We start from the raw sequence: 22,825 nt of genomic DNA on the forward strand, positions 1-22,825 counted from the left end.
GTGTATGCGTTCGTTCGATTTCAAGCAAGTCGATGTTTTCAGCCAGAGAGCGCTTAAAGGCAATCCGCTGGCGGTGGTTTTTGGCGCCGACGCTCTGAGCGACCAGTGCATGGCCGCCTTTGCCTCCTGGACCAATTTGAGTGAGACCACCTTCATTCTTGAACCGCAAGATCCGCGCGCCGATTATCGGGTGCGGATCTTCACGACCCTGAGCGAATTGCCGTTTGCCGGTCATCCGACACTCGGCACCTGCCATGCCTGGCTGGAAGCAGGTGGGGTGCCCAAAGGCAATGACATCATTCAGGAGTGCGGCGTCGGGCTGGTACGGATACGCCGCGAGGGCGCAGAACTCGCGTTTCTCGCCCCGCCATTGCTAAGGTCGGGCCCTGTCGAGGCCGAAGTCATGGCGCGGGTGCAGCGGGGGCTGGGGCTTAGCGGCGACGCCATTGTCCACGCGCATTGGGTGGACAACGGCGCTGGGTGGTTGGCGGTGATGCTCAAGGACCGGCAGCAGGTGCTGACTCTGCAACCGGACCATTCACAGATGCATGGGTTGGCGGTAGGCGTCATAGCGCCGTGGAATCCTGAGCGTGACGGCGATGAGGCCCAGTTCGAGGTCCGTGCGTTTATTTGCGGTGATGGGATGCCGGAGGACCCGGCCACCGGCAGCTTGAATGCCGGGATTGCCCAATGGTTACTGGGCGAGGGCATGGCACCAGACGCTTATACGGTCAGTCAGGGCTTGAGCATGGGCCGGGCCGGGCGGATTCGGATCAGTCGCCTTGGCGATGAAATCTGGGTCGGCGGGGCTGTGGTGACGTGCATTGCAGGACAGCTGACGCTCTGACCGCAAAATGCATCGGGGCGAAGCCATTCATTGTTGCGTACGCGGTAATGCACTCTTGATTGATCCAGGTTTGTACCGCGCCCCCCGCAAGGCATAAGCTTGGCCCCCTACGACTTTCGTCTCATCTGCAGGTTTCAGGAAAGCCCCATGTCCAGTCAGTTCCCCGAAGCACGTCCCCGCCGTCTGCGCCGCAATGCGAGCCTGCGCAGTCTGTTCCAGGAAACCGAGTTCAGCCTGAACGATCTGGTGCTGCCGATTTTCGTCGAGGAAGAAATCGACGACTTCGTGCCGATCAAGAGCATGCCCGGGGTAATGCGCATTCCCGAGCGCAAACTGGCCGGCGAGATCGAGCGTTATGCCCGTGCCGGCATCAAATCGGTGATGACCTTCGGCGTCTCCCATCATCTGGATGGCAACGGCAGCGACACCTGGCGCGAAAACGGTCTGGTCTCGCGCATGTCGCGGATCGCCAAGGACGCGGTGCCGGAAATGATCGTGATGTCCGACACCTGCTTCTGCGAGTACACCGATCACGGCCACTGCGGCGTGATGCACAACCATGAAGTGGATAACGACCAGACCCTGGTCAACCTCGGCAAACAGGCCGTGGCGGCGGCCCGTGCCGGCGCTGATGTGATTGCGCCGTCGGCGGCAATGGACGGCCAGGTGCGGGCGATTCGTCAGGCGCTCGACGCGGCCGGTTTCACGCAGATTCCGATCATGGCCTATTCGACCAAGTTCGCTTCGGCGCTTTACGGCCCGTTTCGCGAGGCCGGCGGCAGCGCGCTCAAGGGCGACCGCAAAAGTTACCAGATGAACCCGATGAACCGCCGTGAAGCCCTGCGCGAGTCGCTGCTGGACGAACAGGAAGGCGCCGATGCGCTGATGGTCAAACCGGCGGGTGCGTATCTGGACATCATCCGCGACATCCGTGAAGCCTCCAACCTGCCGCTGTCGGCGTATCAGGTCAGCGGCGAGTACGCGATGATCAAGTTCGGCGCTCAGGCGGGTGCGATTGATGAAGATCGCGTGGTGCGCGAAAGCCTCGGCGCGATCAAACGTGCCGGTGCGGATCTGATCTTCACTTACTTTGCGATGGACCTGGCCCTGGCCGGCATCTGACAAACACCATCAATCCAGACGGTGGGAGCGGGCTGGCTCGCGAAGGCGTCGTACCAGGCAACTATTGGTTGCTGATACACCGCTTTCGCGAGCCAGCCCGCTCCCACATTGATGTCAGGTGCAGGCGAAAAATGGTCTGATCCCGTGATCGTGGAAATAGCGTTCGATCACTTTCGGATCAGCGCTGTTATCGGCAATCGCCACGTAGGTGTCCGGGCGCAGCAGATAGAAGCCGTTACGCGCCAACCCCGCCGTTTCAAACGCCGGGCGCCAGTCGAGCACATGCAGCGGCAGATGATGTTCGTGGCACCAGGCAATCATTTCGTCGCTGGTGTCGCCGTACACATGCACCTGCCAGCACGGCTGCCTCAGCGGCTCGTAATTATCCCCCTCACCGTCATGGGCCCACGGCAAGCGATCACCGCCGTGAACGTGGCCGGCCACGCCTTGGCTGAGCGGCATGCCACGGTAGTTGAGGGTGACTTGCGACACAGTGCGAAAGAGGAACTCGCGGCTCGTTTCGAATGAGGCCAGTTTCGGGATCAGAAACGGTGCCAGCCGTGTGCGCAGCAGGTCGGCCATGCGCCCCTCGGCGGTGACGAAGCTGAAGACTTTGTCGGTGGTCGATACCAACCGCCGGGCGAAGGCGATGCGTTCCGTTTCGTAAGTATCGAGCAGTCTGGCCTCGGCAGCGCCGCTGAGCACGGCGGCGAGTTTCCACGCCAGATTGATCGCATCGCCAATACCGGTGTTCATGCCCTGACCGCCCGCCGGGCTGTGGACGTGCGCGGCATCGCCGAGCAGAAAGGCGCGGCCGCTGCGAAAGTGCTCCGCCACGCGGTGATGCACGCGGTAGGTGGAGAACCAGTGGACATCTTCGATTTGGACTTTCAAATGTTCGATGGCGCGGCGGCTGACGTCGGAAAACTCCAGGGTGTCGGCGCGCTGCGCACGTTCGTCGCGCACCGTCCCGATCAACCGCGCCCGCCCTTCGCCCGCCAACGGGAAGACCGCGAGAAAATCCGCTTCATCCAGATCCAGGTGCAGCTCGCCATTCATCGCCGGGCCGCTCGCCTTGACGTCCGCGACGTAGAAAATCTGCTGATAGGTGCCACCGGGAAAGCCCGTGTCGAGGGTGTTGCGCACCACGGAACGGGCGCCATCACATCCCGCCAGATAACAGGCCTGGCAGATTTCCTGCTCGCCATCGGGCAGGCGCAAATGCGCGGTGAGGCCGTCACCCGTTTCCTCGAAGCGCTCAAGTTCGGTATGACGCTCGACCACGACGCCGTAGTCTTCGAGACGCTCGATCAACAGCCGTTCGTGTTCGTCCTGCGGGAAGATTTCGACGAAGGCGTAGGGCGTCAGACCTTCGCCGATGCGGTTGAGCGGTAGCTGCGCAACGGGTTTGCCATTGACCCAGAAATTTGCCGCCGCCACTCGGTGGCCGTTGCGTACGAGGGTGTCGGCCAGGTCCAGTTGCCGGTACAGCTCCAGGGTTCGCGCCTGTACCGCCAGTGCGCGGGAGGTGGTGCCCGGGGCTGAAGTCTTGTCGATGATGCGCACGCGCACGCCCAGTTTGCTCAGCCACAGGGCCAGCACCAGGCCGGTGGGGCCGGCGCCGATGATCAGGATGTCGCTGCGGTTCATGGGCCTGTCCTCCGTTTGCTGTGGAGCAAGTATGGATCAGAAGGAGAGGGTGGCCAGTTGATCAGCCAGACGGAAAAAAGCCCCGCAACCGTGACGTTGCGAGGCCTCTTTCGGGCTACGACGTTGCTTAGAAGTCGATCGTGCCCGACAACTTCGCCACTCGCGGTTCACCTTGCGTCAGATAACCGCCCTGAGCTGATGCCCAGTATTTCTTGTTCGCCAGATTCTCCACGCCCAGACGCAAGGTCACGTCTTTTTCCGAGACCTTGAAGGCGTAACGCGCGCCGGCGTCGAAGCGGTTCCAGGTCGGCAGGCTGAGGTTGTTCGCCGCGTCGGCGTATTGGCCGCCGGTGCGCAGCATCCGCGCATTCAGCGCAACGCCTTGCAGGCCGGGTACATCCCAGTCCACGCCCGCGTTGAACTGGAAGGTCGGCACGCCGATGGCACGGTTGCCGTCGTTGGCGCCGTTGAGGGTGTTCTTCAGTTCGGTGTCCATCAAGGTCAGGCCGCTGATCAGGCGCAGGCCGTTGATCGGCTCGCCGAACACGTTGATTTCCACGCCTTTGTTGATCTGCTCGCCTTCACGCACGTAAGTGCAGGTGCTGGCGCTGTCGATTTCACAGTAGCCGTCGCTCGGTTGCTCGATGCGGTATACACCCAGGCTCGCGCCGTAGGTGCCCATGTCGACTTTCACCCCGGCCTCGGTCTGCTTGGAACGGGCCGGTGCGTAGACTTCGTTGCCATTGGTCACGCGAAAGCCGCCGGAGCTGGTCGGCGAGGTCGGGCCCTGGGCCAGACCTTCGATGTGGTTGGCGTAAAACGACACATGCTCCCACGGCTTGAACACGATGCCGTACACCGGCGTGGTGATCGATTCGTCGTAGCTCGACGAGCGCGGGCCGCTGCCATAGCTGGCGTAACCGTAACCCTGGACGACCAGTTGCTGACGACGCAGGCCCGCGGTGATCAACAGGCGATCATCGAAGAAACCGAGGGTGTCGGAGATCGCGAGGCTGCGGTTGAAGGTCTTGCCGACGATGCCCGGGTCGTTCACATCGCCACCGGCAAAGTTGCCCACCGGCGATGGGGTTTGCACCGGGTGATAGATATTGTTGCTGTAGCGGGTCAGGTCGAAATCATAGGCACTGCGCTGCTCGGCCCAGATCCCGGTCAGGCCGAAGTTGAGCTTATGGCTGACCGGACCCGTATTGAATTTACCGTTGAGGCCGGCCATGACGCTGGTGTTGTCTTCATCGTGGGGAATGAACGAGCCGGTGGTGAACGAGGCGCCGCTGTTGCCGACCAGGGTGGTCGAGTTGTAGCGCCCGACTTCACGGGTGTGCTTGGCGCCGCCGGCCGCGTAGGCGGTCCAGTTGTCGTTCAGGTCGTACTCGGCGCGGAGCATGCCGAAGGTGTCTTCGATGTCGGTGTAGCCCCACTTCGGCGCGTAGTTGGTGTCGGCCGAGGGTGCGTCCGGAATGTGCGTGGCAGTGCCGAGGTTGACCGAGCTGCGGCCACCGTTGACGCGCTCTTTCTGGTAAGCGAAATCACCGGAAATCCGCAGGGCATCACCACGGTAATCCAGGCCAATGGCGAACAGTTTGGAGCGCTGGTTCTGGTGATCGATAGCGGTATCGCCTTCGCGCTGGGACAGATTGATCCTTGCGCCGAAACGGTTGTCTTCACCAAAACGCTGGCCAATATCGAAGTGATGACCGATGCGCCCTTCGCTATTGATGTCGGTGGTGTAGCGACGCAGCGGCACGTCACCGGCGCGCTTGGGTTGCAGGTTGACACCACCGCCGATGCCCGAGCCGGTCGGGGTTACGCCATTGATAAAGGCGTTCGGGCCCTTGAACACTTCCACGCGCTCCAGAGCATCGGTGGAAATGATCTGCCGTGGCAGCACGCCGTACAGGCCGTTATAGGAAATATCGTCACCGTTGAGCGGTAGGCCGCGGATCATGAAAACCTGCGCCTGGTTGCCGTAGCCCGAGGCCTGGCGCACGGAGGAATCGTTGAGCAGCACATCGGCGACGTTTTCAGCCTGCTGATCCTGGATCAGTTGCTCGGTGTAGGACGCGGCGCTGAAGGGTACGTCCATCATGTCCTGATTGCCCAACACGCCCAATTGGCCGCCGCGAGCGACCTGACCACCGGCGTAGGCGGGGGGCAGGGCATCTGGCGCTGGGGCCTGAGCGTTGATGTTGACGTTGTCGAGCACCAGTTGTTTGTTATCGCCTTCGGCGGCGTGAGCGGTGACAGTCAGGGAGCACAGCAGGGCGAGAAGCGTCGGACGAAAGGGAGCAGCGAGTCGAGCTGAAGCGGGCATGTTTCGTACCTGGAGGCGCACGGCCAGTGAGAAAAATAAGGGCTGCGCGCAACTCCTTGCGCAAATGCGACTCCAGGTGCAAATGATAGGTTTTCTCAGTAACGTATTGCAATCAGTTTGTCATCACCTTGAGCTGCCGAAGGGATTGTGTATGGTTAACCCGCCTCAACGGACTGGATGATGGAGCCGCATGCACCCCCCTCGATTACTGATCACCCTCGCCGCCCTGCTCGTACTCGGCGGTTGCGCCAGTCAGCGCAGCGGCGAGCCCGCCCCGCGTCCTCCCGCCGAAGTGAAGGCCGAGATCGTGCGGCTGATGCCGGCCAAAATCGCCGATCGCCAAGGCTGGGCCACCGATATCTACGCCGCGTTCGCCGCGCAACACATCAGCCCGACCACGCAGCATCTGTGCTCGGTGCTGGCCGTTGCCGAGCAGGAGTCGACCTTTCAGGCTGACCCTACTGTGCCGGGCCTGGGCAAAATCGCCCGCGACGAAATCGACCGTCGTGCCGGCAACATTCATATCCCCGGTTTGTTGGTCAGCGGCGCCCTGCAAGTGCGTTCTCCCAATGGCAAAAGCTACAGCGAGCGCTTGAATGCGGCGCGTAGCGAGAAGGAGTTGAGCGCAATTTTCGACGACTTCATCGGCATGGTGCCCATGGGCGGCACGCTGTTTGGCGGCTTCAACCCGGTGCACACCGGCGGGCCGATGCAGGTCAGCATCGAATTCGCCGAGCAGCATGCCAAGGATTACCCGTACCCGGTGGCCGGCACGATCCGCCATGAAGTGTTCAGTCGTCGCGGCGGTATGTATTTCGGTATCGCCCATTTGCTCGGCTACCCCGTCAGTTATCGCGAACCGCTGTACCGCTTCGCCGACTTCAACGCCGGTTGGTACGCCAGCCGCAATGCCGCGTTTCAGAACGCCGTCAGCCGCGCTTCGGGCATCCCGTTGGCACTGGATGGCGACCTGATTCGCTATGACTCGATCATGCCCGGAAGCACTGAACTGGCCGTGCGCACCCTGGGCAAGTCCTTGGGCATGCGTAATCCGACCATTCGCGATCAATTGGAAAAGGGCAAAACCCTGGCATTCGAAGAGACCAGGCTTTATCAGCGTGTATTCGAGTTGGCCGAGAAAACCGAGGGTAAAACACTGCCGCGTGCGGTGTTGCCGGGGATCGTGCTGCAGAGCCCGAAAATCACCCGCAAACTGACCACCGCCTGGTTCGCCAAGCGGGTGGACGAACGCTACAAACGCTGTATGGCCAAGGCTGGCTGATTGTTGCAGACATAAAAAACCCGGCTGATGGGCGCCGGGTTTTTCTGGTTTGTTGCGATGACGCCATTCATTCAAGCGTTGCGCAGTTCGTTCAGACGATCAGCACCACCTTCAGCGACGGTGTTGCCGTGCAGGCGATCCGAGCCATCAGCGGCGACGGTGTTGCCTTGCAGGCGATCCGAACCGTCAGCGGCGACGGTGTTGCCTTGCAAGCGATCCGAGCCGTCAGCGGCGACGGTGTTGCCTTGCAGGCGATCCGAGCCGTCAGCGGCGACGGTGTTGCCTTGCAGGCGATCCGAGCCATCGGCGGCGACGGTGTTCTGGTACAGACGATCCGAACCATCAGCGGCGATCATCGTGTGCGCTGGAGTTGCGGCAAAAGCGTTAATTGCGAAAACCGAGAAAGCGATGCTGAGAAGCGTTTGGCGTTTCATGATGGTGTGCTCCGGGGTGTTATTGGTTGGTATGGAGCAGATGTTACGCCGGAGATTTTTTATGAGAACTTCATTGCCGTGATTGTGAACATCGATGCCGATGATGATTGCCAGAACTCGCAGCTTAGCGCTTCACAACACCTTCACTGCGCGCCCGATCGCCTGAATCGGCCCGGTCGGTTTGCCAATCGGCGAACCGTTGGCGCCTTCCAGCGTCAGCTCGAACAGCTGATTGGGTTGCAGCGGGGGCAGCTTGTCCAGCGGCACTTTCAATGCCTGTCCCGGTTTGACCAGGCCCAGTGACACCGGTCCTTGCCAGCCGTCAGCCTTGGTCCAGAATTCCAGGGCCTTGTCCGCCGGCACCTCCACCACGCCCAGCGGAATCAACTGAATCTCCCGCGAATTACTGGCCTGAATCACCCAGCCCGGGGCCTTGTCCTGCGGTGCGACCAGTACCACCAGATAACTCGGCTTCGGCGTGGTCTGGGTCAGCAGGATCGAGCCGAGCAGCAATGTCGCGGCCAATCCGGCAGCCGTCAGTCCACGCCACAGCGGCAGCAGATTCCACCATGAGGTTTTCACCGAGGCATGTATTTTGGGTGTGAGCCGTTCAACACTGCGCTCAATCCGTGGCCAGAGTTGTGGTGACGGCTGTTGCGGCGCGGCGAGCTCGGTCAGGTCCAGCAGGCGTCGTTCCCAGGCCTCCACCGCGGCACGCAGTTCGGGGTCGGTCGGCAGGCGTCGTTGAACCTTGGCGCGATCTTCCGCCGGGAGCGTGCCCAGCACATATTCACTGGCCAGTTCATCGCGTTCCTGTGCCGATTCAGTGGTCATCCCATGCACTCCCGCAAAGCGTTGAGGCTGCGTTTGATCCATGCTTTGACGGTGCCCAGCGGCGTATCGAGACGCGTGGAAATCTGCGCATGGCTGTAGCCGTCGACATAGGCGTGAAGGATGCAGCTTCGGCGTTGTGGATCGAGCTGTTCCAGGCAGCGGTGAATGCGCGCCGAATGCGCCTGGGCATCGAAGCCGTCATCGTCGTGCGTGGCCATTTCATGATCTTCACTGAACGGCGTTTCCCGGGCCTGATTGCGCAATAGATTCAGCGCCAGGTGCCGGGTCACGGTGAACATCCAGCCACGCGCCGAACCGCGCGCCGGATCGAATCCCGCCGCACCGTTCCAGATTTTGATGAACGCCTCATGGACAATGTCCTCCGCCAGCGCCGTATCGCGCACCAGCCGCTTGGCCACACCCAGCAGGCGCGGGCCCTCCTGCACATACAAATCGCGCAGGGCCGCTCGCTCGCCGCGGGCACAGGCAGCGAGACGGGCTTGGTAATCGAATTCGGATTCGGGTAAGGACATGCAATGCAATCTAGCTCACATTTAACTTCAGCACACAGAGCCCTTTGGCAGCGGCCTTGCCCGCGATGGCGTTGTGTCAGTCGGCATCACTGTCACGGTTACACCGCTTTAGCGAGCAAGCCCGCTCCCACAGGTTTTGCGCTGAGCCTGTGACTTCAGTTCGCCGCCCAGAAAATGTAATCGGCCTGATACTTCACCACTTCCTGCTGGCCCTTGTTGGCTGCCGTGCACTCGCTGCTCGGTGCCACGCCACCCTTGAGCGCAACGCGCTGGATGTAACTCACGCCGCTCATGGCGCCTTTGCCTTCGGCCGGGTTGGCCTTGACCAGTTGATAGGGCAGATTGCCCGCGCCCGATGGCGCCACCGCCAGTTGCGTGCCGGTGATTTTCGAACCGTCTTTAGCCTGCCAGGTAGCCGGTGGGCCATAGTAGGTGCCCACCTGCTTGCCGCTGCGATCATTGAGCACCGCTTTCGGCCCGACGAAGGTCCACTCGGTCTGCCCGGCCATATTGGGTTTGTCGCGGCACTCGTAGGTGACCTCGCCGACACCGGTGGTTTCCATCGCGATCTTGTGGCCGGCCGGCACTTTGATGGTGTCGGGGTAACTGCTTTGGGCGAAGGCCGTCGAGGTGGCTGCAAGCAAACCGGTGAAGCAAATCAGCTGTGTGGTGTTCATCAGTGTTTTCTCCGAAAGGGGTAGATCGCTGGCAGCCAACAGTGGCTGTTACAGGGACTACCCGTGGCGGAGCCGATTGGATGCAGTGCCTGGAAAATATTCTTAAGGCATCGCAATTTCCCTTGTGGGAGCGGGCTTGCTCGCGAAGGCGATGGGTCAATCACAGCTCATGAAACAGGCACACCGCTTTCGCGAGCAAGCCCGCTCCCACAGGGTTCTTCTTCAGGCTTGAGGCCGGAGGCTTTCAGCAGTTCCTGGGTATAGGGATGCTGCGGCGCCGCAAAGATCTTTCGCGAAGCACCTTGTTCAACGACTTTGCCATCCTTGATCACTATCAAGTCATGGGCCAGGGCATGCACCACCGCCAGATCATGGCTGATGAACAAATACGTCAGCCCGTGCTTGATCTGCAATTGCCGCAGTAACTCCACCACCTGCTTCTGCACCGTGCGATCGAGCGCCGAGGTCGGTTCATCGAGCAGAATCAGCGCCGGTTCCAGCACCAATGCCCGGGCGATGGAAATGCGTTGGCGCTGGCCGCCGGAAAATTCATGGGGATAGCGATGACGACTTTGCGGATCAAGCCCGACTTCCTCCAGTACGCGAATCACCGCTGTCTCTCGCTCAGCCTCGGTGCCGATGCCATGGGTCAGCAAGCCCTCGGCAATGATCTGCTGCACCGACATGCGCGGGCTTAGGCTGCCGAACGGGTCTTGGAACACCACCTGAATCTGCCGGCGCAACGGGCGCATCAAACGCTGATTGAGCAGGCTCAGTTGCTTGTTGCCGAAACGGATATTGCCCTGCGATTCCACTAACCGCAGGATCGCCTGACCCAGCGTCGATTTGCCCGAGCCGGACTCGCCGACAATCCCCAGGGTCTTGCCCCGTTGCAGGCTGAAACTGACGCCATCGACCGCTTTGATGTAGTCCTGCTGACGGCTGAACAGCGCTTTGGGCAGTGGGAACCAGACTTTCAGGTCATCCACCTCCAGCAAGTTGTGATCGTATTGACTCGGCACGGGTGCGCCGCTCGGTTCCGCCTCGATCAACAAGCGGCTGTAAGGATGCTGTGGGGCGCGAAACAGGGTTTCGCAATCGGCCTGTTCGACGATCTCGCCGTGACGCATCACGCACACCCGCTGAGCGATGCGCCGGACCAGATTGAGGTCGTGACTGATCACCAGCAGCGACATCCCGAGTCGCTGTTGCAACTCGATCAGCAGCTCAAGAATCTTCTGCTGCACGGTGACGTCGAGCGCGGTGGTCGGTTCGTCGGCGATTAACAGTTCTGGCTCGTTGGCCAGCGCCATGGCGATCATCACCCGCTGCCGCTGGCCGCCGGAGAGTTGGTGCGGATAGGCTTTCAAACGCTGCAAAGGTTGGCGAATGCCGACCAGTTCCAGTAACTCCAAGGTGCGAGCGCGGGCGGCGCGGCCCTTCAGCCCCTTGTGGATTTCCAGCACTTCGCTGACCTGTTTTTCCACGGTGTGCAACGGGTTCAGCGAAGTCATCGGCTCCTGGAAAATCATCGCTATCCGGTTGCCGCGCAAGCCGCGCATCTGTTGCTCGCTGGCGTGCAGCAAGTCCACGCCGTTGTAGCGGATGCTGCCCGTGCTGCTGACGGTTTTACCCGGCAGCAAGCGCAGGATCGAATGCGCCGTCACCGACTTGCCCGAGCCGGATTCGCCGACCAGCGCCAAACACTCGCCACGGCGAATGTCCAGGTTCAAACCGTGCACCACTGCCTGCCCGGCGAAGGCGACGCGCAGGTCGCGGATCTCGATCAAATGGTTGTTCATGTCAGCTCCGCTGATCAGGATTGTGGGTCGAATGCATCACGGCAAGCCTCACCAATAAACACCAGCAACGACAGAATCAGCGCCAACGCGAAAAACGCCGTCAGCCCCAGCCATGGCGCTTGCAGATTGCGCTTGGCCTGGCCGATCAACTCGCCCAGCGACGCCGTGCCCGCCGGCATGCCGAAACCGAGAAAATCCAGCGCAGTGAGGGTGGCGATAGCGCCGGTCAGAATGAACGGCAGGTAGGTGAGGGTGGATGTCATCGCATTGGGCAGGATGTGCCGGCGCATCAGTTCGCTGTCGGTCAGGCCCAAGGCTCGCGCTGCTTTGACGTATTCCAGATTGCGCCCACGGAGAAACTCGGCGCGCACCACGTCGACCAGCGCCAGCCACGAGAACAGCGCCATGATCCCCAGCAGCCACCAGAAGCTTGGCGAAACGAAGCCAGACAAAATGATCAGCAGGTACAGCACCGGCAACCCTGACCAGATTTCCAGAATCCGTTGCCCAAGCAAGTCGACCCAGCCGCCGTAGTAACCCTGCAACGCCCCGGCCACGATGCCGATCAATGCGCTGATGCCGGTGAGGATCAACGCAAACAGGATCGAGATCCGCGTGCCGAAAATCACTCGCGCCAACACGTCCCGCGCCTGATCGTCGGTGCCCAGCCAATTGCTCGTCGAAGGCGGGCTCGGTGCCGGTTCGGTGAGGTCGTAATTGACCGTGTCGTCACTGAACGGGATCGGCGGGAACAGCATCCAGCCGCCCTGATCCTCGATCAGTTTGTGTACGTAGGCGCTGGCATAGTCCGGCTGGAACGGCAGCTCGCCGCCGAAATCGGTTTCCAGGTAATCACTGAGGATGGGGAAGTAATAGGCGTCGTGGTAGCGGATCACCAACGGTTTGTCGTTGGCGATCAATTCGCCACCCAGGCAGATCAGGCACAGACCGATGAACAGCCACAGTGACCAGCACCCGCGCCGGTTGGCCTTGAATTGAGCGACACGGCGCTGGCCCAGAGGAGAGAGAGTGAACATCAGGCAGTCCTCGCCGAGAAGTCGATGCGCGGGTCGAGCAGGGTGTAGCAGAGGTCGCCGATCAACTTGATCAGCAGGCCGAACAGGGTGAACAGAAACAGCGCGCCGAACACCACCGGATAGTCCCGCGACACCGCCGCCTCGTAACTCATGCGCCCGAGGCCGTCGAGGTTGAAGAGGGTTTCGATCAGCAAGGAACCGGCGAAGAACACCTCGATCAGTGCCGACGGCACCCCGGCGACCACCAGCAGCATGGCGTTGCGAAACACATGGCCGTAAAGCACGCGCCGTTCGGTCAAACCCTTGGCCCGCGCCGTGATGACGTACTGGCGGCTGATCTCGTTGAGGAAGCTGTTCTTGGTCAGGATCGTCAGTGTGGCGAAGCCGCCGATCACCAATGCGGTCACCGGCAACACCAGGTGCCAGAGGTAGTCGCCGACCTTGCCCAGCGTGCTGAGGCTGTCGAAGTCATCCGAGAACAGCCCTTGCACCGGGAACCAGTTGACGTAGCTGCCGCCGGCAAACACCACGATCAGCAGAATCGCGAACAGAAACGCCGGCATCGCATAGCCGATGATGATCGCCGTGCTGCTCCAGACATCGAAGGCGCTGCCGTTCTTGACCGCTTTGCCGATACCCAGCGGGATCGAGATCAGATAGGTGATCAGCGTCGCCCACAAGCCGAGGGACAGCGACACCGGCAGTTTCTGAATGATCAGGTCGGTAACCTTGGCGCCACGAAAAAAACTGCTGCCCAGATCCAGTTGCGCGTAGTTTTTCAGCATCAGCCACAGGCGTTCATGCAGCGGTTTGTCGAATCCGTAGTGGTGTTTGATTTCTTCGATCAGCGCCGGGTCCAGACCGCGACTGCTGCGCCCGGCGCCGCCAATTGCCGCGACCTCGCCACCACCGCCCATGCTGTGCCCGCCAAAGCCTTGCAGGCGGGCGATGGCTTGCTCCACCGGGCCACCCGGCGCGGCCTGCACGATGAGGAAGTTGACCACCAGAATGCACAGCAACGTCGGGATGATCAGCAGCAGGCGTCGACTCAGATAGCGCAGCATGTCACTGGCCCCCCGCACGTTGTGCGTGCATCTGTTGCGTGGTCAACGGCTTGGCCGAGACTTCCCACCAGGTGTTGAGGCCTTCGTCGTACGCCGGTTGCACCGGCGGCATGCCGAAACGGTTCTGGTACACCGTCGGCGTGCCCTTGGAGTAGTAGTTGGGAATCATGTAGTAACCCCATTGCAGCACCCGGTCGAGGGCGCGGGCGTAATGCACCATGGCGTCGCGGGTGTTGGCCTGGACCAGGCCGTCGATCAACTGATCAACCGCCGGGTTGGCCAACACCATCGAGTTGGAACTGCCGACTTGCGTGGCACTTTGCGAGGCGTAGAGGCTGTACAACTCGCGGCCGGGAGAGACGATCGGATCGCCGCTGCGCGGGAAACTGGTGACGATCATGTCGTAGTCCCGGGCATTAAGCCGATTGACGTACTGCGCCGAATCGATCCGGCGCAGATTGAGGGTGATGCCGATCTGCGCGAGGGTGCGTTTGAACGGCAGCAACATGCGGTCGAAGCCGCCCTGACCGTCGAGAAAGGTGAACGCCAGCGGCTCACCGTTGGCGTTGACCAACCGATTGTTTTTCGCCGTCCAGCCGGCCTCGGCCAGCAGCTTCAGCGCCTGCAATTGCTTGTCACGGATATAGCCGCTGCCATCGGTTTCCGGCGCCTTGTAGACCTCGGTAAATACTTCGTCGGGGATCTGCCCGCGCAGCGGTTCGAGGATTTTCAGTTCCTCGGCGTCAGGCAGCGCGGTGGCGGCCATTTCGCTTTTGGGCCAGTAGCTGTTCTGACGCACGTAGAAGCCGCGCATCATCTGCTTGTTGGTCCACTCGAAATCCCACAACAGGCTGATCGCCTGACGCACGCGGCGATCCTGGAAAATCGGGTTTTGCAGGTTGAACACGAAGCCCTGCGCCGCCGTCGGTTTTTCCGGGGCGAGGATTGACTGTTGCAGGCGCCCATCGCGCAGCGCCGGGCTGTCGTAGCCGACCACATAACCGGAGGATGAAAACTCGCGGTTGTAGTCGAATGCGCCGGCCTGCAGCAATTGTCGGGCGACGTCGGTGTCGCCGTAGAAATTCACCGTAAGGGTGTCGAAGTTGTACATCCCGCGACTGACCGGCAGGTCTTTGCCCCACCAGTGCGGGTCGCGCTCGAAACTGATGCTGCGCCCGGCGTCGACCTTGCTGACCCGGTACGGGCCGCTGCCCAGCGGGGGCTCGAAACCGCCGCCATTGGCGAAGTCGCGGGTTTTCCACCAGTGTTCGGGCACCACGCGCATCGTCGCCAGATCCAGCGCCAGCGTGCGATTCAGATTGTTCTTGAAGGTGAAACGCACCTGCTTTGGGCCTTCGATCAACACGTCCTGCACGTCGGCGTATTGCTGGCGATAACTCAGGCTGCCCTTGGTCATCAGCAGGTTGAAGGTGTAGCGCACGTCTTCGGCGGTGATCGGCGTGCCGTCGGCGAAGCGTGCCTTGGGGTTCAGGGTGAAACGCACCCAGAGTCCTGCGCGATCGCGCTCCATCTGCTGCGCGACCAGGCCGTAGACGGTGTAGGGCTCGTCCAGCGAACGGAACGCCAGCGGCGAATACACCCAATCGTTGACCTGCACCACGGAAATGCCCTGATCGGCATACGGGGTGATGTAGTTGTATTGGCCAATCTCCATCGACGCGCGGCTGAGTGAGCCACCCTTGGGCGCGTGGGGATCGACGAAATCGAAATGCTGAAAACCCGCCGGGTATTTCGGCGCTTCGCCGTACACCGTCATCGCATAGCTGCCGACGGCCAGCGCAGGTGCCGCGTTGCACAGCAGCGTGCTGCCGAGCAGCAGAGCGGCCATGTTGCGCATGAAAGTCATGAAGTCACTCCTTAATTCCTGAATGCACACAGATCAATCTGTGGGAAGGGGCTGCTCCCGAAGGCGATGGATCAGTGAAGGGGGTGTTGACTGACACATCGCCTTCGGGAGCAAGCCCCCTCCCACAGGGGAGACATCTGGTGTTTGCGGTTAGAAGTGGTAAGTCATGCGCGCGAACAGCGTGCGGCCCAGCGGGTCGGTGTAGCGCGGGTCATAGCCGCTCTGGAAGTTGTAAGCCTGGTTGGAGAACGGTGGGTTGCGGTCGAACATGTTTTTCATCCCCGCGTCCACGTCCAGCACCTTGTCGAAGGTGTAGCCGGCCGACAGATCCCACACCGAATACGACGCGACCCGCGCGTGGGTATCGCGGTCGTAGTCGTTGTAGCCGGTGGTGAAGCGGTTGGTCAGCGACGCCCGTGCCGCGCCGAAGGTCCAGCTGCCGGTCAGGTTGTGCTTCCAGCGCGCAACCACGCCGTCACCCTGGAAGTCGCCGACCTTGTCGGTGAACGGACCTTTGATGGTGCTCTGGAAGTCGTATTCGTCGACGTAGGTGCCCTGCAGCCCGAGACCGAACTGGCCGTACGGGGTATTCGGGAAACGATAATCGAGCGACACATCGATGCCGTTGGTTTCGACGATGCCCAGGTTGGCGTTGCCGGTGACGATGTAGTTGAGCGTGCCGTCGGCGTTGCGCACGAAGCGGTCGGAGTAGCTGCCGGCCTGATCAAACACGGTGGACTCCGGGAATGGCTGGATCTGATTGGAGATGTGAATCCACCAGAAATCCAGGCCCACGGAAAGGTTGCTCATTGGCTGATAAACGAAGCCCAGTGTCACGTTGCGTGCCTTCTCCGGGGCCAGATCCTCGTTGCCGCCGATCTGGTTGAGGAACTGCTGACCGCAATCGCGCCCGCCGTTGCCGCCCGGTTGCACCACGCCGCCGGTACACAGCACCGGATCGTTGTAGTAGCCCTGGGTGTACGTGATGCTGCGCGGTGAATACAGCTCGTAAAGCGACGGCGCACGGAAGCCTTCGCTGTACGCGCCACGCACCACCAGTTCTTTGAGCGGCTGGTAGCGGAACGAGTATTTCGGGTTGGTGGTGCTGCCGAAGTCGCTGTATTTGTCGTGGCGTACGGCGGCGGACAGTTCGAGGCTGTCGAGCACCGGTACGTTGATTTCCGCGTAGGCGGCTTTCACGCTGCGGTCGCCTTCGACGCTGCCGGCCGGGTCGATACCCAGGCTCTGAATGTCGCCGGCAAACTGCTCGAAGTCCTGATGGAATTTCTCTTTGCGGTACTCGCCGCCCAACGCCAGACCGGATGGACCGGCACCGAACCAGTCACCGATTTCGCGGCTGATCCGACCGTCGAAACCGGCGACCCGGCCAACAGCGGTGGAGTAGGCACCGTGGTAGGCAGCGTTGTCGATGTACTGCTGACCGGCAGCCGATTGCGGGCCGAACGGATTGAGCAGGCCGCTGGCCAGACCATCGATCATGGCTTGATCGCTGACATAACCGCTGGTGACGCTGGAAACGATTTTGTTCTGGTTGTACGAGGCGCCGACGTTGTAATCCCAGCCGCCGACCAGACCGTCGAAGCTCAGCAAGAAGCGCTGGCTGGTGTTCTGGTCTTTCGACTCACGCGGGCCGGCGGCGGTTTCGCGCCAGTTCACATCCACGGGTTGGGTGGGGTCGAGGGCGAACCCGGTGGGGCCTGGCGTGATGCCGTTGCCGGGGTAGTAGGGCGATGAGGCATCCAGGCTCAGGCCGGTCAGTGGCGCGGGACCGACCGCCGTGGCGTTGTTGTTGCGCGACCAGAAGTACTCGAGGTTGACGTTGTGGTCGTCCGCCAGTTTGCCGGTGGTCTTGCCGAAGAAAGATGTCTTCTCGGTTTGTGGCACCAGGTCGATGTATTCACGGGTGCTGAAGCGGCACACGCCATCGCGCGCCACCAGGTTAGGCCCGTTGCAATTGCTGCTGGCCAACGGGTTGGTTGCGTTGCCGTTCTGGCTGTAGTTGCCGGGGAACGCGGTGCCGGAGGTCTGATCCAGGCCGCGCCCGGGCACGTAGTCGCGGGCGAAGGAGCGGTCATTGGCGTCGAGGTTCTGCTGCTTGTTGTAATTGAACACACCGAGCACGTTGAAGCGGTCTTCTTCCAGGTCACCGAAGCCCCAACTGGCGCTCATGTCCTTGGTCGCACCGCCGCCACTGTGGGTCGGGGTTTCGCCGCCGAGGGTGAGTTGGCCGTCAGTCAGGGATTTTTTGGTGATGAAGTTGATCACGCCGCCGATGGCGTCGGTGCCGTAGAGCGCCGAGGCGCCGTCGCGCAGCACTTCCACGCGCTCGATCGCGGCAAACGGGATCATGTTCAGGTCCACCGCGCCGCCGGCGGAGTTGGTGCCTGACAACGCGTTGTTGGCCAGGCGTCGACCGTTGAGCAGCACCAGGGTTTTGTTGGCGCCGATGCCACGCATGTCGGCGAACGAAGCGCCACCGGTGGCGGCGCCAACCGAGCCGGCACTGTTGTTGATCGACTGGCTGCCGGTGATGCGCTGCACCAGTTCGGCGGTGGTGGTCACGCCCTGTTTGCGCAGCTCATCGGCCTTGAGAATAGTGATCGGTACCGCCGTTTCGGCATCGACCCGGCGAATCGCCGAACCGGTCACTTCGACCCGTTGCAGTTGCGTGGTCGGCGCAACGACCGCGGCGGCTGCCGGAACAGCCGCATTCTCGTCCTCGGCCGCTTGCACGGTCCCGGCGCCCATCCCCATGGCCACCAGATACAGCGGAACAAAACGGTGGCGAGAAATCGTGGCCACCAATGGTTTGAGCGTGAAGCGTGGAGTGTTCATCAGCATGGTTGTTTCCGACTTTATCAGACGTTATCGAATTGGCCTTGTGAGCCCCTCATTGCTCCGCTTTCGGTGATACCTCGTGCGGAAAACCACTTTCTTCAAGCAAGCCGATCCCCTCCGAAAGGCGCGTTGCGTTTTTCGGTCGGCGGGTTGCGACGGGATTCGATCAGCGGTATCGGGCGCGTTTCTCAAGGCGCGCCCGGCACCGCACTCAGTGGGTGGTCATCACCGATATTTTGCTGATGCCCGAGCGTTCGATGGACGCCATGGCCTTGGCCACCTGCCCATAGTTGACCGCGGAGTCGGCCTGAAGCTGAACGCGCACATCGGCATCCTTGGCCTTGACCTCCTTGAGGCTGGCCTCCAGGGATTCCGGGGCCAGTTCGGTCTTGGCCAGATAAAACTTGCCGTCCTGATCGACGCTGACCACCACTGGGTCTTTTTTCTCAGCGGGGGCGACGGCGTCGGTTTTTGGCAGGTTGACCTTGATCGCGTTGGTCATCAGCGGCGCGGTGACGATGAACACCACCAGCAACACGAGCATCACGTCCACCAGCGGCGTGACGTTCATTTCGCTGAGCACTTCATCGCTGTCTTGAGTGGAGAAGGACATCAGCTGGCCTCCCGCACGGCGGCTGTGGTTTTGCTGGCAATGGCCTGACGGTTGACGGAAAACGCACTGCGCGAGGCGAGGGCGTCGAAGTCATGGGCGAAGTCGTCCATGTCGGCCGAGGCGAGTTTGAGTCGACGCAGGAAGAAGTTGTAAATCAGCACTGCCGGCACGGCGACGGCGATCCCCACGCCCGTGGCGATCAATGCATGGCCGATAGGGCCGGCGACGGCTTCAAGGCTGGCCGAACCGGTCTCGCCGATGCTTTTCAGCGCTTCCATGATTCCCCATACGGTGCCGAACAGGCCAATGAAGGGCGCCGTGCTACCGATACTGGCGAGGATCGCCTGACCGTTTTCCAGCGAGCGGCGTTCTTTCTGGATCTGCTGGCGCAGGTTGCGTTCCAGGCGATCCGACCGGTTGATGGTGTGCGCCAGTTGCTGAGTGGTACGCGGCGATTCTTCGACCAACAACGCTTCGAACCCGCTGCTGGCGATGCGCGCCAGGGCGCCGGGGTATTGGCTGGCATGTTCTGCGGCGGTGAGCAGGTCCGGCGCGCCCCAGAAGGCTTTGCTGAACTGTTTGTTCTGCGTTTTCTGGCGCAGGTATTGCGCCGACTTGACCAGCAGGATCGCCCAACTGACCACGGAAAACAGCACCAGGCCCCAGAGCACACCGGGGACAATCATCGAAGACAAATCGTTCATGGTTACACCTCGCTTGCGTTATTCGGTTGTGCGTTGATTGAGCGTTCTGTTATTGCGGCAATTTGAAATCGATGGTCTGTGTGGCGAAGCCGTCTATCGGCGTGTCACCGCGCTTGGCTGGAATGAATTTCCAGTTCTTCACCGCGGCGACGGCGGCGTCATCCAATTGCGGCTTGCCACTGGACTTGGTCACCGTCACCGAGCCGGCGCGACCGCTGGCCAGCACCTGAATGCGCAGCACCACGCGGCCCTCCCAGTTACGCCGCAGCGCCAGGGACGGGTATTGCGGCGGTGGGTTGCCGAGGCTGGCAAGGCCGGAAATGGCGGCCGATTCCTTGACCGGGCCCGGCGCGGCGGCCGGAGCCGGTGGCGCACTCGGGGTGGCAGGGGCGGCCGGGGCGGCTGGTTGCGCCGGGGCGGGCGGAGCTTTTGGCGGCTCGACTTTCTTCACCGGTTTGGGTTTTTGCACCGGTTTCGGTTTTTCGATGGGCTTGGGCTTCTCCACCGGTTTGGGGGGCGGCTTGACCGCGTCTTCGTCTTCCACCGGTTGCTCGGGTTCGGGTGGCGGTGGTGGCGGCGGCTCGGGCGTAGGCGGTGCCGGTGGCGTCGGGCTGGTCAGCTCGACGGTCATTTCCGGGATCTGCGGTGGCGTCGGCAGTGGCTCGGGTCGGCTCTGTTGAAGAAACCACCAGGCGCCGCCGTGTATCAATGCCGACACGGCAACCAGCAACACCATCTGCTGTTTGTTCAAACCGCCGGGTTGCGACGTGTTGGCTTTGAAGGCCGGCCTGCCCGAAGCCGGCGGGATCGGCGTTTCCCGTAACGGTCCCGGCAGGGTTCTGTGCTTTACCGCATCGTTCATTAAAGCTCCCTCGGGTGGATGAAGGGCAATAAGTTGCCGTCCGAACATTGGCGTCATGTTCGAGTGGGTGGGTGCAACTTTCTTTTGGGTGTGCGTAAGCCGATAGTTGAACTATCTATTAAACAAAGCTTGCGTACAGTTACCGGCGTGGCGCTATCGAGTTCGCATGTTCATCATCCATTCCCTGGTGTTCTTCTTTGTCGGTTTTGGCTGTTGTGCATCTTCGTGTTTGCAACCGTTGTGCCAGATGTTGCTGAAATGTAGCGCGAGTATTTCATCGCTGTTACCCATGTCGCATTTATATAAGTTTTATGGGCGGCCGGGGTTTTCTCCGGCGCATGAATCTCCACAACTCCGTATTCCGGGGCTTTTTTGCAGGCGAGTCAGACCGTGCGCTGTATCGTGCCGGTTGGCGAGATAGAGCGGTCGCGTTCTGGTCAGTCGGGGCACTTGATGGTGCGAGGCGGACTGATTTGGTGCGGGTCAATGTTTTAGCGGGTCACAGGCCATGTTCCTTGTTTTTGTTTAAATGAAGTCGATGTTTAAAGTGTTGCTTAGTTAAGGTTGGAAGAGCGCTTTTGGTGCATTTGAAGTGTTGGAAGTTATTGTTCGACAATCGGCTGCTGCAGCATTTAAGCATCGCAGGTACAGTCACTTAATGTGTTGTATTTAAAAAATAAATAACACGCCGCCGTCGGCGCGTAACTCCGCGCCGAACACAATGCGTGGTCGCTTGGGTCAGGTAATAAAGTAAATGTTGTGCCCGTCTGGACTGTTCAGGTGAACACGTCTTTGGGCCGATCGCGGTAAACGGGCAGTGACGCGGCAGAGCGATTGAAGACTCACGCGGTGAACTCCTTGTTGCCAGCTCGGATACGCGAACTTTTGGTTCGGTATCGCACCTTACAAGAACGCGGATAGCGTTCGATGATTGCTCTTGGTGCGGGATGGGCACCGTCAGCGCTGTTTTGCGAGGCTTGAATTCGCAAGTGGCGAGTGCATGGGAAAAGCGTGCCAATCAGGACACAAAGGCAAGAATATTTCTACATCAGGGCCGTGGGCATCTACCCTTGAGTCTGATGTGTTGGGTTGGCCTTGAGCAGGAGAGTGTATGTATCAACTCTACGGACACCGCAACTCAGGCGCAGCCGCCATCGAAGCGGCGCTGGAACTGTGCCAGATTGCTTATCGCTTCATTGATATCGAAGCCAGCGCCGAAGCCGCCGAGGCGTTGGCGCAACTCAATCCACTGAAACAGATCCCGACCCTGCAACTGCCCGATGGCCGTGCGATCACCGAGAGCGCGGCGATTCTGATTCATCTGGGCCTGACCTTTCCCAAGTCTGGATTGCTGCCCGCCAAGGCTGACGCTCGCGATCAGGCCATTCGCGGCCTGGTGTATATCGTCAGCAATTGCTACGCGGCGGTCGGAGTCGTTGACTACCCCGAGCGCTGGCTGGTGATGCCTGACGAAGCGGCGCGGCAGAATCTGATGGCTGGCGCCCGCGAGCGCTTGCACTGGAGTTGGGAAGTGTTCGCCGACCAGTTCTCCGCCGAGTTGTACCTGGACGACGAAATACCGGGAGCGCTGGATGTGTTGGCGGCAGTGGTGACGCGCTGGGCGGGCAGCCGCGAGCATTTGCGCCAGACGCGCCCGGGGTTTTATGCCTGGCTACAGCGCATTGATCGGCATCCGGTGCTGGCACCGGTGTTTGCCCGGCATTGGCCTTCCTGAACAGCGAGGGTCCAAAGTGGGAGCGGGCATTGTGTTGCATTGGAGATCACTCCCCGCGAATGTACTGCTCCAGCTGTTTGATCAGCTCGGCCTGTTCGGCAATCGCCTCTTTCACCAGGTCACCAATCGACAGCAGCCCGATCAGTTTGCCGTCTTGCACTACCGGCAAGTGACGCAGGCGTTTGTCGGACATGATGCTCAGGCACGTGTCGACAGTCTGGTGAGTGTCCACCGTGATCACTGGCGAGACCATGATGTCGCGCACGGGCGTGCCCACCGATGAGCGGCCATGCAGCACCAGTTTGCGTGCGTAATCGCGTTCACTGATGATGCCCAGCACCTCATCGTTCTCCACCACCAGCAAGGCGCCGACGTTTTTCTCGGCCATCTTCATCAGCGCTTCGAGCACCATGTGATCAGGTTTGATCTGGTGCACTTCCTGATTTTTCTGATCTTTGAGCTTGAGCAGTTGGGCGACGGTCTTCATGGCAGTTACTCAGGTGTTGTCGTTGTTATCCAAGCATCGTAGACACTGGCGCTCAGGGCAAGGTGGCAAAGCGGCAGATAGCAC

The 22,825-nt window shown here is 61.0% G+C and carries 19 protein-coding genes; 4 read left to right on the forward strand and 15 right to left on the reverse strand.

Annotated features, from left to right (window positions below; genetic code table 11):
• Positions 1-4 precede the first annotated feature (4 nt).
• Both ACIOWA_RS07175 and hemB read left to right on the forward strand, forming a co-directional pair.
• On the forward strand, positions 5-847 hold the full coding sequence (locus ACIOWA_RS07175) for a PhzF family phenazine biosynthesis protein (protein WP_401159007.1): 843 nt from the start codon (positions 5-7) through the stop codon (positions 845-847).
• 147 nt (positions 848-994) lie between these two features.
• Positions 995-1,969, forward strand: a complete 975-nt coding sequence (gene hemB, locus ACIOWA_RS07180; protein ID WP_221734359.1) for a porphobilinogen synthase — start codon at positions 995-997, stop codon at positions 1,967-1,969.
• A 114-nt stretch (positions 1,970-2,083) separates the two neighbouring features.
• On the opposite strand, the gene ACIOWA_RS07185 is transcribed toward hemB, so the two are convergent.
• A complete protein-coding gene (locus ACIOWA_RS07185) occupies positions 2,084-3,619 on the reverse strand; it encodes an FAD-dependent oxidoreductase (RefSeq protein WP_401159009.1) in 1,536 nt (511 codons plus the stop codon).
• Positions 3,620-3,746: 127 nt separating this feature from the next.
• Positions 3,747-5,951: a TonB-dependent receptor gene (locus ACIOWA_RS07190; RefSeq protein ID WP_401159011.1), complete on the reverse strand. Its 2,205-nt coding sequence runs from the start codon at positions 5,949-5,951 to the stop codon at positions 3,747-3,749.
• A gap of 190 nt (positions 5,952-6,141) precedes the next feature.
• On the opposite strand from ACIOWA_RS07190, the gene ACIOWA_RS07195 reads away from it, so the two are divergent.
• Positions 6,142-7,233, forward strand: coding sequence for a DUF1615 domain-containing protein (locus ACIOWA_RS07195; protein WP_401159013.1), 1,092 nt, complete (start codon positions 6,142-6,144; stop codon positions 7,231-7,233).
• A gap of 71 nt (positions 7,234-7,304) precedes the next feature.
• Here the strand turns inward: ACIOWA_RS07195 and ACIOWA_RS07200 are convergent, their stop codons facing one another.
• The 12 genes from ACIOWA_RS07200 to ACIOWA_RS07255 form a co-directional block, all read right to left on the reverse strand.
• Positions 7,305-7,667, reverse strand: a complete 363-nt coding sequence (locus ACIOWA_RS07200) for a hypothetical protein (RefSeq protein ID WP_401159015.1) — start codon at positions 7,665-7,667, stop codon at positions 7,305-7,307.
• A 132-nt stretch (positions 7,668-7,799) separates the two neighbouring features.
• The gene (locus ACIOWA_RS07205) at positions 7,800-8,501 is read right to left on the reverse strand and encodes an anti-sigma factor domain-containing protein (RefSeq protein ID WP_401159017.1); all 702 of its coding nucleotides are present in this window, start codon (positions 8,499-8,501) and stop codon (positions 7,800-7,802) included.
• Positions 8,498-9,034 (reverse strand): sigma-70 family RNA polymerase sigma factor, encoded by a 537-nt coding sequence (locus ACIOWA_RS07210; protein WP_339431925.1) that lies wholly within the window; start codon positions 9,032-9,034, stop codon positions 8,498-8,500. The genes ACIOWA_RS07205 and ACIOWA_RS07210 overlap by 4 nt, the downstream gene beginning before the upstream one ends.
• A gap of 155 nt (positions 9,035-9,189) precedes the next feature.
• Positions 9,190-9,711 carry a DUF3455 domain-containing protein gene (locus ACIOWA_RS07215; protein ID WP_339431926.1) on the reverse strand — a complete coding sequence of 174 codons (522 nt, stop codon included), beginning with the start codon at positions 9,709-9,711 and terminating at the stop codon, positions 9,190-9,192.
• 167 nt (positions 9,712-9,878) lie between these two features.
• Positions 9,879-11,513: an ABC transporter ATP-binding protein gene (locus ACIOWA_RS07220; RefSeq protein WP_401159019.1), complete on the reverse strand. Its 1,635-nt coding sequence runs from the start codon at positions 11,511-11,513 to the stop codon at positions 9,879-9,881.
• Between the two features lie 14 nt (positions 11,514-11,527).
• Positions 11,528-12,550, reverse strand: a complete 1,023-nt coding sequence (locus ACIOWA_RS07225) for an ABC transporter permease (protein WP_401159021.1) — start codon at positions 12,548-12,550, stop codon at positions 11,528-11,530.
• Positions 12,550-13,614 (reverse strand): microcin C ABC transporter permease YejB, encoded by a 1,065-nt coding sequence (locus tag ACIOWA_RS07230; RefSeq protein ID WP_339431929.1) that lies wholly within the window; start codon positions 13,612-13,614, stop codon positions 12,550-12,552. The genes ACIOWA_RS07225 and ACIOWA_RS07230 overlap by 1 nt, the downstream gene beginning before the upstream one ends.
• 1 nt (position 13,615) lies before the next feature.
• Positions 13,616-15,481, reverse strand: a complete 1,866-nt coding sequence (locus ACIOWA_RS07235) for an extracellular solute-binding protein (RefSeq protein WP_401159023.1) — start codon at positions 15,479-15,481, stop codon at positions 13,616-13,618.
• A gap of 150 nt (positions 15,482-15,631) precedes the next feature.
• Positions 15,632-18,343, reverse strand: a complete 2,712-nt coding sequence (locus tag ACIOWA_RS07240) for a TonB-dependent receptor (RefSeq protein WP_339431931.1) — start codon at positions 18,341-18,343, stop codon at positions 15,632-15,634.
• 208 nt (positions 18,344-18,551) lie between these two features.
• Positions 18,552-18,953 (reverse strand): biopolymer transporter ExbD, encoded by a 402-nt coding sequence (locus ACIOWA_RS07245; RefSeq protein ID WP_339431932.1) that lies wholly within the window; start codon positions 18,951-18,953, stop codon positions 18,552-18,554.
• The gene (locus tag ACIOWA_RS07250; RefSeq protein ID WP_401159065.1) at positions 18,953-19,639 is read right to left on the reverse strand and encodes a MotA/TolQ/ExbB proton channel family protein; all 687 of its coding nucleotides are present in this window, start codon (positions 19,637-19,639) and stop codon (positions 18,953-18,955) included. Before ACIOWA_RS07250 ends, ACIOWA_RS07245 begins: the two co-directional genes overlap by 1 nt.
• A gap of 67 nt (positions 19,640-19,706) precedes the next feature.
• Positions 19,707-20,519, reverse strand: a complete 813-nt coding sequence (locus ACIOWA_RS07255) for an energy transducer TonB (RefSeq protein WP_401159025.1) — start codon at positions 20,517-20,519, stop codon at positions 19,707-19,709.
• A gap of 1,111 nt (positions 20,520-21,630) precedes the next feature.
• Here ACIOWA_RS07255 and ACIOWA_RS07260 point away from each other — a divergent pair.
• Positions 21,631-22,254 carry a glutathione S-transferase N-terminal domain-containing protein gene (locus ACIOWA_RS07260; RefSeq protein WP_339431935.1) on the forward strand — a complete coding sequence of 208 codons (624 nt, stop codon included), beginning with the start codon at positions 21,631-21,633 and terminating at the stop codon, positions 22,252-22,254.
• A 46-nt stretch (positions 22,255-22,300) separates the two neighbouring features.
• Here the strand turns inward: ACIOWA_RS07260 and ACIOWA_RS07265 are convergent, their stop codons facing one another.
• Positions 22,301-22,741, reverse strand: coding sequence for a CBS domain-containing protein (locus ACIOWA_RS07265; RefSeq protein ID WP_339431936.1), 441 nt, complete (start codon positions 22,739-22,741; stop codon positions 22,301-22,303).
• Positions 22,742-22,825: the final 84 nt, after the last annotated feature.

This window comes from Pseudomonas sp. NPDC087614 (assembly GCF_044743485.1).
Classification (GTDB): Bacteria; Pseudomonadota; Gammaproteobacteria; order Pseudomonadales; family Pseudomonadaceae; genus Aquipseudomonas; species Aquipseudomonas baetica_A.